Here is a 14146-nt window from a genome sequence, read left to right on the forward strand (position 1 = left end):
ACCACAGCGCTCCCGCACCCCTGGTCACGACCTGCGGGAGCCCTACGGAACCCGCACCCACTCCGCCTTGGAAGGCGTCCCCTCCCCGTCCGTCACGAACATCATGTACCACCCCGACGGAACCAGGTTCTTACTGCTCGGCACCGTCACCTTCAGCTTGTCCCCGTCCGCCTCGAAGTCCAGCGCGATGGACCGCTGGTCGACGTCCGTGACGTGTGTCGACGCGCTCGGCCGGATCAACCGCACCTTCTTGACCGTCGACGCCGCCCGGGACGTGAACGTCGCCGACCCGCCGCGCTCGACGGTCTGCGGTCCGCCCGAGAGATCCGGCCGCGAGTCCCGGTAGAGGTACGGCGGCGTGTAGATCTCGATCCGCTGCTCGAACTTGCCCGGCTTGGTGTTGGCCTTGTCGGCGTAGAGCGAGTCCGAGCCGAAGAACATCAGCCGCCCGTCGGGCAGCAGGATCGAACCGGAGTGGTAGTTGCGGCCCACCAGCGGATCGGCGACCCGCTCGAACGCATTCGTGTTCGGGTGGTACAGCCGCGCCTGCAGGATGTTGGAGTCGCCGCGGCCCCGGTAGTCCTCCGAGCCGCCGGAGACCAGCACGCTGTCGTCGGGCAGGACCGAGGCCTGCGGATAGCGGGTGCCCTTCTCCAGTGACGGCCCGTCCACGAACTTCGGGTCGTCCGCCTTGAGGTCGACGAGCCGGGTCTTCTCGCTGGACAGTTTGGACTCGCCGACCCCGCCGCCGCCGATCACCATGTACTTCTCGTCCTGCGCCGGAGGCAGCAGCACCGTGTTCGCCGTCTCTAGCATGTTCGCGTCGCTCATGCCGGGGATCTTGTTGAACTTGTTGGTCTCCACGTCCCAGATGCCGGGGTCGCGGCCCACGTCGTCGGGACCGTAGCCCGCGTTCGCGCCCGAGTAGAAGATCTTGCCGTTCTCCATCAGGAACAGCGCCGGGTACGTCGGGAACTGGCGGACCTTGTCGGTGTAGGTCCACTCCTTGGTCTTCGGGTCGTAGATCTCGTTCTTGCCCGGGACCAGCTGGCCGATGTCGTCGAGGCCGGAGACGCTGAGGATCTTGCCGTCGCTCAGGGTGGTGAGCGTCGGGTACCAGCGGGCCTCGTGCATCGGGTCGACCTTGATGTACTTCTCGGCGACCGGGTCGAACTCGAAGGCGTCCCGGATGCCCTGGAAGTCCTTCTTGTCGAGGGCGAGCTTCTGCGCGATGCCGTACGTGTTGCGCGCGTCGGCACCCGACAGGCCCTGGATGCGGTAGTTGTCCTCCGTGCCCGTCTCGTACTCGCTGCCGCTCTTCTGCGCCTCGACGTAGATCCGGCCGAGTCCCGGGTCGTTGCGCAGGAACTTGCCGGTCGCCTTGTCGAAGACCTTCTCGGCGCGGGGCACCAGGACGGGGTCCTTGGAGACGAAGGTCTTGCCGTTCTCCTTGCCGGTGAACCTGGTGCCCGCCGGAAGGGTGATCGGCTTGTCCGGGTTCTCGTTGTGGACGACCATCAGGCCGCCCGCCTTGGTGACGTCGCCCTTGAGCTTCTCGTACCGCTTGGTGCCGCCCGCGATCAGCAGGTTGCCGTTGGCGAGCTGCGTGTGCCCGGTGCAGAACAGGTCGGTGGGCGTCGGCACCTTCTTGATGGTGCCCTTGACGGGGTCCCAGATCCGGGTGTCGTACTGCTTGTCGTCGGAGTTGTCCTGGTTGTTGCCGGACCCGGCGACCATCAGCACCTTGCCGGTGCGCAGCAGTGCCGCGTGGATGGTGTTCTGCCGGTACTCCTCGGGAAACTCGACGATCTCCCACTTGCCGTTGGCGGCCTTGTACTCCGGTTGGTTGATCTTGTACTGGTGGTATTTCTCGGTGCTGAAGCGGTAGAGCCACGGCCCGTTCATCCCGGCCAGCGCTACTACCACCGCCGTACCTATCGCGAAGCGACGGGCGCGGCGGCGGCCGGCACGGTCTTTCATTCCTTACGTCCCCCAAGTCCACCAAGGGCGATCTGCATGGTCTGGTCGTCGCCCCCGTCGGCGGAGGCGGCCCAGTCGGGCTTCTGCTGCGGTGCGTGCGCCGCGTGTCGTCCGTGCGGCTGCTGCCCGTACGGCGCGTACGCCTGTCCGGGCGCGGGCTGCTGCGGCGGGACCCGCGGTGCGGGCTCCGCCGCCGCGACCGGCGGTTGCTTCTTCGCCTTCCTCAGCTCGTGGCGCCAGGCGAACATCGGCGACGCGGTGATCAGCAGCGCGAAGGTCGCCCAGATGATCATCGCGGGGTGCGAGTGGCCGAGGGCGAGGCCGGCGGTGATCGAGCCGCCGAAGATCACGATGAAGTACCAGTGGTACCGGAAGGTCCCGAACAGGGTGTCCGGGCTGGCCGAGTCGCCCTTCGGGGTCACCACGAACTTGCTCTTGCGGCGCAGCACGGAGTCGACGAGCGCCTTCGCGTACAGCGGCGCCGACAGCGCGGACATGATCATGCCGGCCACGCCGCCGGAGCCCTCCGGCTCGTGCGGGGAGACGTTGTGGCGCCGGTTCCAGACGTACAGGCCGATCTGGAGCGCGGAGGCGTTGCCGTAGAGCATCAGCCAGACCGCCGGGTCGATGTTGACGCCGGATGCGCCCAGGCCCAGGAACAGGCAGCAGCTCAGCGCCGCCAGGATCCAGTTCAGGGCCGACATCGGATAGAAGATGATCATCATCGTGTAGTTGAAGAGCTTGCTCGGCGGCAGCGAGTACCAGCCCTTCCAGTACTGCTTGAGGATCGTCTCGTAGGTCCCTCGCGACCAGCGCATCTGCTGGGTGAAGAAGTCCGTCCAGGCGTTCGGGCCCTCGCCCACCGCGAGCACGTCCGGGGTGTAGACCGAGCGCCACTTGCGGCCCGTGGCCGGGTTCTTGTGGCGGTGCATCTCGAAGCCGGTCGCCATGTCCTCGGTGATCGAGTCGTACAGGCCGCCGATCTGCTTGAGCGCCCTGATGCGCACCGCGTTGGAGGTGCCCACGAACATCGGCCCGCCGTAGCGGTTGCCGGCGCGCTGGATCAGCGCGTGGAAGAGGAACTGCTGCGACTCGGCGGCCTTGGTGATCGGGTTGTCGTAGTTGCCGTAGACCTGCGGGCCGATCACGAAGCCGACGTCCGGGTCGCGGAAGAAGCCGAGCATCCGCTCCAGGTAGTTGGGCAGCGGCACGTGGTCGGTGTCGACGGAGGCGAAGAAGTCGTAGTCGTCGCCGTGCGCCTCCAGCCAGGCGTTGTAGTTGCCGTGCTTGGTCTTGGCGCGGTGCGGGCCCTTCTTCCGGTTCCACTTGGCGACGCCCTTGCGGGAGAAGTGGTGCACGCCCAGGCGCGCGCACACCTCCTTCACCTCCGGGTCGTCGCCCTCGTCGAGGAGCCAGACGTGCATCAGGCCGCGGTGGCGGATCTTGACGGCCGCCTCCAGGGTCTTCGTCACCATCTCCAGCGGCTCCTTGCCGGGCACGAAGGAGGTGAGGAAGGCGACCCTGGTGCCGGTCTCGGGCACCACCGGGACCGGGTCGCGGGCGACCAGGGTGGCGTGCGCGTTCGACAGCACGTTCAGGCAGCGGAACAGCTCGATCAGGCCGATCGCGACGAGCATCACGATGTCGAGCGCGGGCAGCCAGTCGAAGGCCACGTAGTCGCGCTCCGTCCAGTGCTCGGGCTGGAGCAGCCAGACCAGCAGCACCACCGACAGCAGCGGGGCGGCGGCCAGCATCAGGGCGACCCGGATGCGGTGCGGCTCCTGCGAGATCAGCGAGCGGTACTGCACCTGGTACGGCTTGTTCGGGTCGGGCTGGGTGAGGGGGCCCGCGAGGCGGCTGTAGTGCTCGTAGTCGTACTTCGGCAGCGTCTTCTTTATCCGGCGGAACGAACCGGTGTTCCAGTTCCGGTGCCCGGGCACCCTGAGCTGGGTGGTCTGGGACGGGTCGTGGTCCTGCCCGGCGCCCGTCGGCGTCGACGTCATGAGTCATCCCCCCACACGCGGGTCAATGCGTGTTTCGTCGCTTCCTTCGTCTGCTCGGGTCCCCCTCGACCGTCACGGACGTGTCAGTGGTGGGTCATGGTCACCACGGCATGCACACCTTATATAGACACGGAATGGCGACCGCCGGTTGCATGATGCCCCCCTCGGCATCCCCTCCGCACCCGGCCCCGGCCGGACCAGGGTTCTACGGCGTTCGTCATGATCGCAAGACGCCCTGATACCGGATACACCGAAGGCCCCTCGTGTGATACGAGAGGCCTTCGACCGTCTGTGCGCCGCCAGGGACTCGAACCCCGGACCCGCTGATTAAGAGTCAGCTGCTCTAACCAACTGAGCTAGCGGCGCCTGCTGACCTGCACAACTCTACCCGATGCCGACCGGTGCTCCGGACCGGCGCCCGTTGTCACCGGCGCACGGTCATTTCGGTCGTGTACATCATTCGGACCGTCAACATGCGAGTGATGACGACAGTTGAGAAACTGACCGACATGTACCGAAGTGCGCCGCCGCGGACATTTGCACCGGGAGTGTGAGGGGAATCGCATGGAGACTCCCGTATTCGAGGAAATCGATCCCGCGAGCGATTGTGAATGTCCCGGCTGCCGCCACTGGCGGCGCGTTCTGCCGCATTCCCCGGCGGGTCGCGCGCCCGCCCATCCGGCGGCGTACCGCGCGCTGGTCGTGGCCACCGCCGCCGCCTCCGCGACCGCCGTGTCCGCCCTCGGCGCGGGGACGGCGGCGGCGCTCCCCGCGGCCGCCCACGCGCCCCACCGGCCGGGTGTTCCCGCCGGGGACGAGCCCGGCACCCCCCAGGGGCCCCGGGCCCCGCTGCACGGCGCGAGCGGCCGGCCCGCGGCGCCCCCGGCCGGTGCGGAACTGGCCGGCGTCACCCGTACGGAGATCATCGACCGGGCCAAGACCTGGGTGGCCGCGAAGGTCCCGTACAGCATGACCGCGTTCTGGTCGGACGGTTACCGGCAGGACTGCTCGGGCTTCGTGTCGATGGCCTGGAAGCTGCCCGCCAACGAATGGACCGGAAGCCTCGGCACCGTCGCCGACCGCATCACCAAGGAGGAGCTCCAGCCCGGCGACATCCTGCTGTTCCACAACGCGTCCGACCCACAGAAAGGCTCCCACGTGGTGATCTTCGGCGGCTGGACGGACGGCACGCACACCGCCTACACGGCGTACGAGCAGACCCCGCCGCACACCCGCAGACTCGACACGCCGTACGCCTACTGGAGCAACTCCGCCAAGTACCTGCCGTACCGCTACAAGGGGGTCGTCGCGAGCCAGGCGGGCAAGGCCGGCGCCCAGGAGGCGCCGCCCACGGCCGCGGGCCCCGCCTCGCACGGGGTGGCGGGATATCCCGGGCGGGGGATGTTCCGGCCGGGCGCCGACAACGTGTACGTCACCCGGCTGGGCAGGCAGCTGGTGAAGAAGGGATTCGGCACGTACTACACGAAGGGGCCGGGTCCGCGCTGGGGCGAGGCCGACCGGCGGGGCGTCCAGGCCTTCCAGCGCGCCCAGGGCTGGCGCGGCGGGGCGGCGGACGGCCACCCGGGCCCGGAGACCTGGCGGCGGCTCTTCTCGTGACCGACGCCCCGTAGGTGATCACCCGTTCATGACGCGTCTGGCGCGGAGGCTGGAGCACGCATGAGTACGAACACGACATCCTCGACCGAGCCCTCGACCGAGTCCTCGACCGAGTCCTCGACCGAGTCCTCGCCCGAGACCTTGACGGGCCCCCGGGCCGTGGTGCCGGACGCCGCCCCGCCCGCGGTGGCGGAGGCCGGTCCGCGGCCCGCCCGGCTCATTCACAACGAGGCCACCACCGAGATCCCCGTCCACCTGCTGTTCCGCGACGACCCCGACCCGGCGCCGGTGCCGCTGCGGCCCGCGGTCGTCGCGCGTCGGCAGGGCCCGGGGGAGCGGCCAGGGGAACGGCCCCGGACCCGGCGTCCCGTCAACGCCCGCCCGCGCCCGGTGGCTTCGGTCGACCCGGAGCTGACGGAGCGTCCGGCCCGGGTGCTGCCCGGCGCCGCGGGTGTGGCCGCGGGTCTGTGCGGGGCGGCCGGGTGCGCGGCCACCTCCTGGTGGGCCGGTCTCGTACCACCGCTCGCGGCCCAGGCGCTGGGGCTGCCGGCGTACGCGGGTGCCGGGCTCGGGCCCGCGCAGTGGGCGGCGTACGCGGCGGCGGGCGCGCTGGGGATGTTCGGGTTCGGCGGGCTGGCCCGGGGGCGGACCGGGCGGGCCTGGGTGCTCGGTCTGTTCGGCCGCTACCGGGGGACGGTGCGGCGCACCGGCCTGATGTGGGTGAACCCGCTGCTGCTGCGCCGCCGGGTGGACGTGCGGCTGCGGCACTGGCGCAGCGAGCCGATGCCCGCGGCCGACGGCAACGGGGTCGCGCTCAGGGCGGTGACGCTGGTGGTGTGGCGGGTGCGGGACACCGTGCGGGCCACGCTGGGCGTCGAGGACCACGAGACGTATCTGCGCGAGTGCGTCGAGGCGGCGCTGGCCCGGGTCCCGGTGGAGCCGCTCGGCACGGTCCGCAGCTCGGCGGACGTGGCCGGTGACACGCTGACCCGGCTGGTGGCGGCGGACGCGGCGCCGGTCGGCCTGGAGGTGTTCTCGGTGCGGCCGGTCCGGGTGGAGTACGCCCCCGAGGTGGCCGCCGCGATGCACCGGCGCCGGATCGCCGCGCTGGACGCGGCGCAGCGGGCGAGCGTCCTGACCTCGGTCGTGGACTCGGTGGAGGACACGGTGACCCGGCTGACCGTGCGCGGGCTGGTCGAACTGGACGACTACGAACGCAAGGTGCTGGTGAAGGACCTGACGGTGGCGTTCTGCGCGGGGCGGGGGGACACCGGGGCGTGACCGGTCGGCGGGGCCGGGGACCGGGTTCCGCCTTTGGTATGGACATGTTCAACAGACGGCAATAATCTGAAACTTGGTCTAGACCTGCACGGCTCACTGAACTTCCCCCACGTCACAGGAGCAGCAGTATGCGCACAAGGACCAAGTTGTATGCCGCTGCCGTGGGCATGGCGACCACCGGAGCTCTCGTGCTCTCGTCCGGCGGCGCCAGCGGCCACGGCTACACCGACCTGCCGGTCAGCCGGCAGAAGCTCTGCCAGAACGGTGGCGTCAGCAACTGCGGCGCCATCCAGTGGGAGCCGCAGAGCGTCGAGGGGCCCAAGGGCTTCCCGGCGGCCGGACCGGCCGACGGCCGGCTCTGTTCCGCGGGCAACACCGGGTTCGCCCAGCTGGACGCCCCGAAGACGCCGAACGGCCAGGCGTGGCCGACCACCAAGGTGAACGGCGGGCAGAGCTACACCTTCCGCTGGCAGTTCACCGCCCGGCACGCCACGACCGACTTCAAGTACTACGTCACCAAACCGGGCTGGAACCAGAACCACAACCTGGCCCGGTCCGACCTCAACCTCACGCCGTTCTTCACGGTGCCCTACGGCGGCAAGCAGCCCCCGGCCACGCTCTCCCACAGCGGCACGCTGCCGTCCGGGCTGAGCGGGCACCACGTCATCCTCGCGGTGTGGACGGTCGCCGACACGGGCAACGCGTTCTACGCGTGCTCGGACGTCACCTTCTGAGCGGGGGAACGAGCGAAGGGCCCCCTCGCCGAGCGAGGGGGCCCTTCCGATGTGCGCCGCCAGGGACTCGAACCCCGGACCCGCTGATTAAGAGTCAGCTGCTCTAACCAACTGAGCTAGCGGCGCATGACTCCCGCCGTCCGCTTCGCGCGGCCGGCGACGAGGAAAATACTACCCGGTCCCGGGCAGTGCTTTCGACCAGCCCGGACCGGCACCCGCCCCGGCCCTAGATCGCCATGGACAGCAGCACCGGCGCCGCGCTCCGGTTCAGCTCGTCCGCGGCCCGGCGCAGCCGGTGCGCGTGCTCGACCGGCAGCGACAGGGCCAGGCAGCCCACGGCGGAGCCGGCGGTGATCGGGACGGCCGCGCAGACCGTGCCCACCGCGTACTCCTGGAGGTCGAGGACGGGCACGGTGGCCGGCTGGGACTCCAGCCGGGACAGCAGCAGGCGATCGCTCGTGATCGTGCGCGAGGTCAGGCGGGCCATCTTGTGCCTGGCGAGGTGGTCGCGGCGGCCCGCGTGGTCCAGCTGGGTCAGCAGGCTCTTGCCCACCGCGGTCGCGTGCGCCGAGACACGGAAGTCCACCCACTCGTTCACCTTGGGCGTGGCCGGGCTGTCGGCGTACTGGGTGACGCTGACCTCGCCGTCGACGTACCGGCTGATGTAGACGGCGGCGCCCACCGAGTCGCGCAGCCGGTCCAGGGTGCGCTGGAGCTTCTCGCGCAGGGCCTGCTCCCGGCCGTGGGCCGAGCCCAGCCGGGCCAGTGCCTCCCCGGTGACGTACGTACCGTCGGCGGTCTGCTCGACGTAGCCCTCGCGGCGCAGCATGCGCAGGAGCGGGGTCAGCCGCTCCCGGTCGAGGCCGCTGAGGCGGGCGATCTCGGTGTCGGTGACACCGGAGGTGTGCCGCGTCACCGTCTCCAGGACGCGCAGGGCGTCCTGGGCCGAGTGGTGCGGCGCGGTCGGCTTGTGCTGCAGCGCCACGGTGGTCTCCCCCTGCGTTAGGGGGTGTCGTTTGGATCCTGCCGGGGTCGCGGGGCCTGGCACGCACATCTGCGGCGTTGTCGTCGGTTGCCAACGCTCCGCGTTGTCGCCCTCCTCCGCCTTGCAGCTGCACGCACCAGCCCCCGCTCGGGTGGGCAACAAGGCACCGTTGCCTGGAGCCGGCCTGATCCAAACGACACCCCCTGGCTCGTTGGCCCCTGCCCCTGTCCCTGCCTGTGCCCCCGATCCGGACAGCGGATGACGTCCACGATAGCCGCCAAGGTGCCTGATGTGAGGGGGTGTTGGCCCGATTTCAGGGCCTCCAACTGCGACACCGGCCCTGTGGCATATGCCAGAGGAATGCCCCAACGTCCCGACCTCGGACGTTGGGGCAGTCACGCCGCGCGCTTACAGGACCGCGCTGAGGAACTCCCGCGTACGGTCGTGCTCCGGCTCGCTGAAGATCTTCTCCGGCGGGCCGGCCTCGATGACCCGGCCCGAGTCGAACATCAGGACCTGGTCCGAGATGTCCCGGGCGAAGTTCATCTCGTGGGTCACGCAGAGCATGGTGATGTCCGTGGTGCGGGCGATGTCCCGCAGCAGGTCCAGGACGCCCGCGACCAGCTCCGGGTCGAGCGCCGAGGTCACCTCGTCGAGCAGCAGCACCTTCGGCCGCATCGCCAGCGCCCGGGCGATCGCCACCCGCTGCTGCTGGCCGCCGGAGAGCTGGGCCGGGCGGGCGTCGCACTTCTCGGCCAGGCCCACCATGTCGAGCAGGCCCTTGGCCCGCTCCACGGCCTCGTCCTTGTTCATCCCGAGCACCGTGACCGGCGCCTCGGTGATGTTGCGCAGGACGCTCATGTTCGGGAACAGGTTGAACTGCTGGAACACCATCCCGATCTGCTTGCGGACCTCGCGCCGCTCCTTCTCGGTCGCCGGGAAGAGCTTCTGCCCGTCCACGGTGATCGTGCCCTCGTCGGGCTTGAGGAGCGTCATCAGCAGCCGCAGGATCGTCGTCTTGCCCGAACCGGACGGGCCGATCAGGGTGACGTGCTTGCCGGCGTCGACGGAGAAGTCCAGGTGGTCGAGGACGGTGTTGTCCCCGAACCGCTTGGTGACCTGCTCCAGGCGTATCAGCTCGCCGGAGCTGCGCTCGGGGCTTTTCTCGGGGTTGGGAAGAGTGTCAGTGGGCAAGGCGTCGCTCCAGGGCTCGCAGGGCAAGGGAGGCCAGGTAGGAGATGACGATGAAGGCCACGCCGATCACCGTCAGGGGCTCGGTGAACTGGAAGTTCTGCTGCGAGAACAGCCGTGCCTCGCCGAGCATCTCCAGCACCGTGATCGCCATCAGCAGCGGCGTGTCCTTCAGCATGGAGATCACGTAGTTGCCGAGGGCGGGGGCCACGCGGCGGATCGCCTGCGGCAGGACGACCGCCGTCCAGGTCCGCCTCAGCGGCAGGTTCAGCGCCGTCGCGGCCTCCCACTGGCCGACCGGCACTCCCTCGATGCCGGCCCGGTAGACCTGCATCGTGTACGTCGAGTAGTGCAGCCCGATGGCGACCACACCGGTGGTGAGCGCCGAGAAGGTGATGTTCCACTCGGGCAGCACGTAGAAGAGGAAGAACAGCTGCACCAGCAGCGGGGTGTTCCGCACGAACTCGGTGACCACACCGACCGGCCAGGTCACCCAGCGGCTCGGCACCCGCATCAGCAGCGCCCACACCAGGCCGAGGCCGAACGAGACCAGCGAGCCGAGGACCAGGATCTGCAGGGTGACCAGCAGGCCGTCCCAGAAGTGCGGCATGAAGTCGGAGACCGCGCTCCAGTCCCATTTCACGACACACCACTTCCCTCAGGCACGCGCACGGCCGCCGTCTTCTTCTGCGGCGCCTTCCCGACGCCCGCCTTCAGCTTCTTCTCCAGGCCGCGCATCACCCGCGTGAGCAGGAACGCGATCACGAAGTAGATCAGCAGGATGTACGTGTAGATCTCCGCACTCTCCTGCAGCGCCAGGCGCACCAGGTTGCCGCTGAAGGCCAGGTCGCCCATGCCCATGATCGACACCAGGGCGGTGCCCTTGAGCAGCTCGATCAGCAGGTTGGAGAAGGGCGGGACCATCTCCGGCACCGCCTGCGGCAGCAGGATCAGCTTCATCCGCTGCCAGGGCGTGAAGCTGAGGGCGATGCCGCCCTCCTTCTGTGCCGGGTCGACCGCGCCGAGCGCGCCGCGCACGATCTCGGAGCCGTACGCCCCGTAGGTCAGGCCGAGTGCGAGCGTGCCCGCCCACATCGGCACCAGCTGCCAGCCGAAGGCCGGAGGCAGCACGAAGAAGACCCAGAAGATCATCACCAGCGCGGAGGTCCCGCGGAACACCTCGGTGTAGAAGCCCGCGAGGAAGCGGACGATCCACAGCCGGTGCGTGCGCGCGATGCCGACCACGAAGGAGACGGCCGTCGCCAGCAGCGAGCTGAAGAAGAGCAGCTGGATGGTGACCCAGGCGCCCTGGAGTACGAGTTCCCACAGTCCCGAGGTCATCCGCCGCAGAGCTCCTTCGCGGTCAGATCGGTCATCTCGTTCTGGGTGAAACCGAAGGGCTTGAGGATGCGCAGCAGTTCGCCGCTCTTCTTGAGCTTCTGCAGCTCGACGTTGAAGGCGTCCCGCAGATTGGTCTCGTTCGGACGGAAGGCGAAGCCGCCGCCGTCGACGTGCGGCTTGCCGTCGACGAGCGGTGCGAAGGCCTCGGTCGCCTCGGCCTTGCTGGACTTCTTCACCACGTCACGGACGGTCAGCGCGGTCCCCGCGAAGACGTCCACGCGCCCGGACTCGACGGCGTTGAGTCCGGCCACCTGGTCGGGGACGATCAGGATGTCGTCCTCCTTGTACCCGTGCTCCACCGCGTAGGCGATCTCGGCGTAGCCGGTGCCGGTCGCGAACTTGGCCTTCTTCTTGACGACGTCCCGGTAGTTGTGCAGCCCGAGCGGATTGCCCTTGCGCACGATGTACGCGTCGAGCATCTGGTAGTCGGGGTCGGAGAAGATGACCTGCTGGCAACGGTCGGCGTTGATGTACATCCCGGCCGCCACGACGTCGAACTGCTGCGACGCCAGCCCCGGGATGAGGGAGCCGAACTCCGTCGGCACCGGCTGCACCCGGTCCACTCCGAGCCGCTTGAAGATGACCTTCGCCAACTCCGGCGCCTCGCCGGTCAGGTCGCCGTTCTTGTCGATGTACCCGAAGGGGATCTCGCCCGCGATGCCGAGCCGGGCGACTCCCTGTGCCCTGAGCCGGTCGAGAAGGTCACCGCCTTCCACGTCGGATGCGCTGGCCACCCGCGAGCAGCCGGCCGCCCCCAGCGCGCCGAGCGCCGCGACCCCCGCGAGCAGCGACCGGCGGGTGGGCCCGGCTGTCCTGGACCTTTGGTCGGATATACCCCATGGAGGGGTTCTGTGTGGTGGAGCCATGGGCGCGCAGCTACCCGAAGGTGGGCAGGTTATGCCGATCTTTTTCAGTCCGATACTTCGGCCCGGCGCCCTTGACCGCGGGGCCGCGGGGCACTGCCATGGAGGGCATGGCTGATCGCTACATCGAAGTCTCGCTGGTCAAGCGCGGAATTACCTGCACGGCCCAACTGCTCGACGACCGGGCCCCGATCACCTGCGCGGCCGTCTGGGACGCGCTCCCTCTCGGCGGCGACGTGTACCACGCCAAATACGCCCGCAACGAGATCTATGCCCTTTTCCCGCCCTTCGCGGCATCCGAACCGCCGCTGGAGAACCCGACGGTAACGCCCATTCCGGGCGATCTGTGCTATTTCGCCTTCGCGGGCGCCGAGTTGGGCACGAAGGCGTACGGCTACGACCGCGAGGTCCGCCCCGGCACCACCCTCGTCGACCTCGCCCTGTTCTACGAGCGCAACAACCTCCTCCTCAACGGCGACGTCGGCTGGGTCCCGGGCACCGTCTGGGGCCGCATCACCGAGGGCCTCGACACCATGGCCGAGGCCTGCAACGACCTGTGGCGCACGGGAGCGGCGGGGGAGACGCTCAGCTTCCGCCGAGCTTCGTAACTGCGGGCAGTCGTGCCGCTGGGGCGGCACGGGTGGGCGCAGGCGGCGCCCGGCCGGCGCCGGTCAGCGCCCCCTGCGCCCACCCCCACGCCGGTCACTACTGGGCCGGCGTACCCGCCTCGTACAGCGCATGCGCACCCCGCAACACCAGATCGTCCCGATGCCGGGCGGCGACGATCTGCACGCCCACGGGCAACCCGTCCCCGTCCGCCCCCACCGGCACGGTGCCCGCCGGCTGCTGCGTCAGGTTGAACGGATACGTGAACGGCGTCCACCCCGTCCACCGCCGATGCCCCGACCCCTTCGGCACCTCCACCCCCGCCTCGAACGCCGTGATCGGCAGCGTCGGCGTCACCAGCAGGTCGTACTCCTCGTGGAAGCGGCCCATCCGCCGCCCCAGCTCCATCCGGACGTCCACCGCCGCCAGGTAATCCAGCGCCGAGTACCGCGCCCCCGCCCCCACGATCTCCCGCAGCCCCGGATCGAGCAGCTCCCGCTGCCCCGCCCGCAGATGCTGCACCACCCGCGCCGCCCCGCTGAACCACAGGGTGTGGAAGGCGTCCACCGGGTCCGTGAAGTCGGGGTCGGCCTCCGTCACGTACGAGCCCAGCCCCGCCAGCCGCTCCACCGCCCGCCGGACCGCCCCGGCCACCGCCGGACGCACCGCCACCTGTCCGCCGAGCGAGGGCGAGTACGCCACCCGCAGCCCCCGCACCCCACCCGACAGGGCCTCGGTGTACGACCCGGGGGCCGGGCCCAGCGCCGACCAGTCGCGGGCGTCCGGGGTGCCGATGACGTCCAGCATCAGCGCCGCGTCCGCCGCGTCCCGGGTCATCGGACCGACGTGCGCGAGGGTGCCGAACGCGCTCGCCGGGTACAGCGGCACCCGGCCGTACGTCGGTTTCAGGCCGAAGATGCCGCAGAAGGACGCCGGGATGCGCACACTGCCGCCGCCGTCCGTGCCCAGCGCCAGCGGCCCCGCCCCGAGCGCCACGGCCGCCGCCGCGCCCCCGCTGGAACCGCCCGCGGTACGGGAGGGGTCGTGCGGGTTGCGGGTCACGCCGGACAGGGGCGAGTCCGTCACGCCCTTCCAGCCGTACTCGGGCGTCGTGGTCTTGCCGACGAACACCGCGCCGTGCTCGCGCAGCCTGGCGACGGACGGCGCGTCCTCGTCCCAGGGGCCGTCCGGCGAGACGGCCCGCGAGCCGCGCAGGGTCGGCTGACCGCGGGTCAGCAGGATGTCCTTCACCGTGACCGGCACCCCGTCGAGCCGCCCGCACGGCTCCCCCCGGCGCCACCGCTCCTCCGCCCGCCGGGCCTGGTCCAGCGCCTCCTCACCGGTCAGCCGGACGAAGGCGTTCACCTCCGGCTGGATCCGCTCGGCCCGTTCCAGGACCGCCCGGGTCGCCTCCACTGGGCTGAACGCACCCTTGCGGTAGCCGTCGACGAGCTGTACGGCGGTCAGCTCGGTGAGGTCGGTCAT

Annotated in this window: 12 protein-coding genes and 2 tRNA genes; 4 read left to right on the forward strand and 10 right to left on the reverse strand. The window is 70.0% G+C overall.

Annotated elements, in window-relative coordinates; all coding sequences use genetic code 11:
* Positions 1 to 42: 42 nt before the first annotated feature.
* From glxA to ABS735_RS03650, 3 genes are all read right to left on the reverse strand, one after another.
* Positions 43 to 1980 carry a radical copper oxidase GlxA gene (gene glxA / locus ABS735_RS03640; protein ID WP_373899936.1) on the reverse strand — a complete coding sequence of 646 codons (1938 nt, stop codon included), beginning with the start codon at positions 1978 to 1980 and terminating at the stop codon, positions 43 to 45.
* Entirely contained in the window at positions 1977 to 3983 is a 2007-nt protein-coding gene (locus tag ABS735_RS03645) for a glycosyltransferase family 2 protein (RefSeq protein WP_373899937.1), read from the reverse strand. Before ABS735_RS03645 ends, glxA begins: the two co-directional genes overlap by 4 nt.
* Positions 3984 to 4275: 292 nt before the next feature.
* A tRNA-Lys gene (locus tag ABS735_RS03650) sits at positions 4276 to 4349 on the reverse strand.
* Positions 4350 to 4685: 336 nt separating this feature from the next.
* Between ABS735_RS03650 and ABS735_RS03655 the strand changes: the two genes are divergently transcribed.
* The 3 genes from ABS735_RS03655 (at position 4686) to ABS735_RS03665 (ending at position 7615) form a co-directional block, all read left to right on the forward strand.
* The gene (locus tag ABS735_RS03655) at positions 4686 to 5600 is read left to right on the forward strand and encodes a peptidoglycan-binding protein (protein ID WP_373899938.1); all 915 of its coding nucleotides are present in this window, start codon (positions 4686 to 4688) and stop codon (positions 5598 to 5600) included.
* Positions 5601 to 5660: 60 nt separating this feature from the next.
* Positions 5661 to 6881, forward strand: a complete 1221-nt coding sequence (locus ABS735_RS03660; RefSeq protein WP_373899939.1) for an SPFH domain-containing protein — start codon at positions 5661 to 5663, stop codon at positions 6879 to 6881.
* Positions 6882 to 7009: 128 nt separating this feature from the next.
* Positions 7010 to 7615 (forward strand): lytic polysaccharide monooxygenase auxiliary activity family 9 protein, encoded by a 606-nt coding sequence (locus tag ABS735_RS03665; RefSeq protein ID WP_373899940.1) that lies wholly within the window; start codon positions 7010 to 7012, stop codon positions 7613 to 7615.
* Positions 7616 to 7667: 52 nt separating this feature from the next.
* Here ABS735_RS03665 and ABS735_RS03670 read toward each other — a convergent pair.
* The 6 genes from ABS735_RS03670 to ehuB form a co-directional block, all read right to left on the reverse strand.
* Positions 7668 to 7741: transfer RNA gene (locus ABS735_RS03670), tRNA-Lys, on the reverse strand.
* A gap of 100 nt (positions 7742 to 7841) precedes the next feature.
* The gene (locus ABS735_RS03675) at positions 7842 to 8600 is read right to left on the reverse strand and encodes an IclR family transcriptional regulator (RefSeq protein ID WP_373899941.1); all 759 of its coding nucleotides are present in this window, start codon (positions 8598 to 8600) and stop codon (positions 7842 to 7844) included.
* Positions 8601 to 9008: 408 nt separating this feature from the next.
* Complete coding sequence (ehuA, locus tag ABS735_RS03680) at positions 9009 to 9794, reverse strand: ectoine/hydroxyectoine ABC transporter ATP-binding protein EhuA (protein ID WP_373899942.1); 786 nt, start codon at positions 9792 to 9794, stop codon at positions 9009 to 9011.
* The gene (ehuD, locus tag ABS735_RS03685; RefSeq protein ID WP_373899943.1) at positions 9784 to 10434 is read right to left on the reverse strand and encodes an ectoine/hydroxyectoine ABC transporter permease subunit EhuD; all 651 of its coding nucleotides are present in this window, start codon (positions 10432 to 10434) and stop codon (positions 9784 to 9786) included. The genes ehuA and ehuD overlap by 11 nt, the downstream gene beginning before the upstream one ends.
* Positions 10431 to 11132, reverse strand: a complete 702-nt coding sequence (gene ehuC, locus ABS735_RS03690) for an ectoine/hydroxyectoine ABC transporter permease subunit EhuC (RefSeq protein WP_373899944.1) — start codon at positions 11130 to 11132, stop codon at positions 10431 to 10433. Before ehuC ends, ehuD begins: the two co-directional genes overlap by 4 nt.
* A complete protein-coding gene (ehuB, locus tag ABS735_RS03695; RefSeq protein ID WP_373899945.1) occupies positions 11129 to 12058 on the reverse strand; it encodes an ectoine/hydroxyectoine ABC transporter substrate-binding protein EhuB in 930 nt (309 codons plus the stop codon). Before ehuB ends, ehuC begins: the two co-directional genes overlap by 4 nt.
* A 107-nt stretch (positions 12059 to 12165) precedes the next feature.
* On the opposite strand from ehuB, the gene ABS735_RS03700 reads away from it, so the two are divergent.
* A complete protein-coding gene (locus ABS735_RS03700; RefSeq protein WP_373899946.1) occupies positions 12166 to 12663 on the forward strand; it encodes a DUF3830 family protein in 498 nt (165 codons plus the stop codon).
* 97 nt (positions 12664 to 12760) lie between these two features.
* Here ABS735_RS03700 and ABS735_RS03705 read toward each other — a convergent pair whose 3' ends face one another.
* Entirely contained in the window at positions 12761 to 14146 is a 1386-nt protein-coding gene (locus ABS735_RS03705; RefSeq protein WP_373899947.1) for an amidase, read from the reverse strand.

The organism is Streptomyces sp. MMCC 100 (genome assembly GCF_041538145.2).
Classification (GTDB): domain Bacteria; phylum Actinomycetota; class Actinomycetes; order Streptomycetales; family Streptomycetaceae; genus Streptomyces.

Coding starts and splice junctions, on each gene's coding strand:
- glxA (WP_373899936.1), bottom strand. CDS start 1,980: ATGAAAGACCGTGCCGGCCGCCGCCGCGCCCGTCGCTTCGCGATAGGT.
- ABS735_RS03645 (WP_373899937.1), bottom strand. CDS start 3,983: ATGACGTCGACGCCGACGGGCGCCGGGCAGGACCACGACCCGTCCCAG.
- ABS735_RS03660 (WP_373899939.1), top strand. CDS start 5,661: ATGAGTACGAACACGACATCCTCGACCGAGCCCTCGACCGAGTCCTCG.
- ABS735_RS03665 (WP_373899940.1), top strand. CDS start 7,010: ATGCGCACAAGGACCAAGTTGTATGCCGCTGCCGTGGGCATGGCGACC.
- ehuC (WP_373899944.1), bottom strand. CDS start 11,132: ATGACCTCGGGACTGTGGGAACTCGTACTCCAGGGCGCCTGGGTCACC.
- ehuB (WP_373899945.1), bottom strand. CDS start 12,058: ATGGCTCCACCACACAGAACCCCTCCATGGGGTATATCCGACCAAAGG.
- ABS735_RS03700 (WP_373899946.1), top strand. CDS start 12,166: ATGGCTGATCGCTACATCGAAGTCTCGCTGGTCAAGCGCGGAATTACC.
- ABS735_RS03705 (WP_373899947.1), bottom strand. CDS start 14,146: ATGACCGACCTCACCGAGCTGACCGCCGTACAGCTCGTCGACGGCTAC.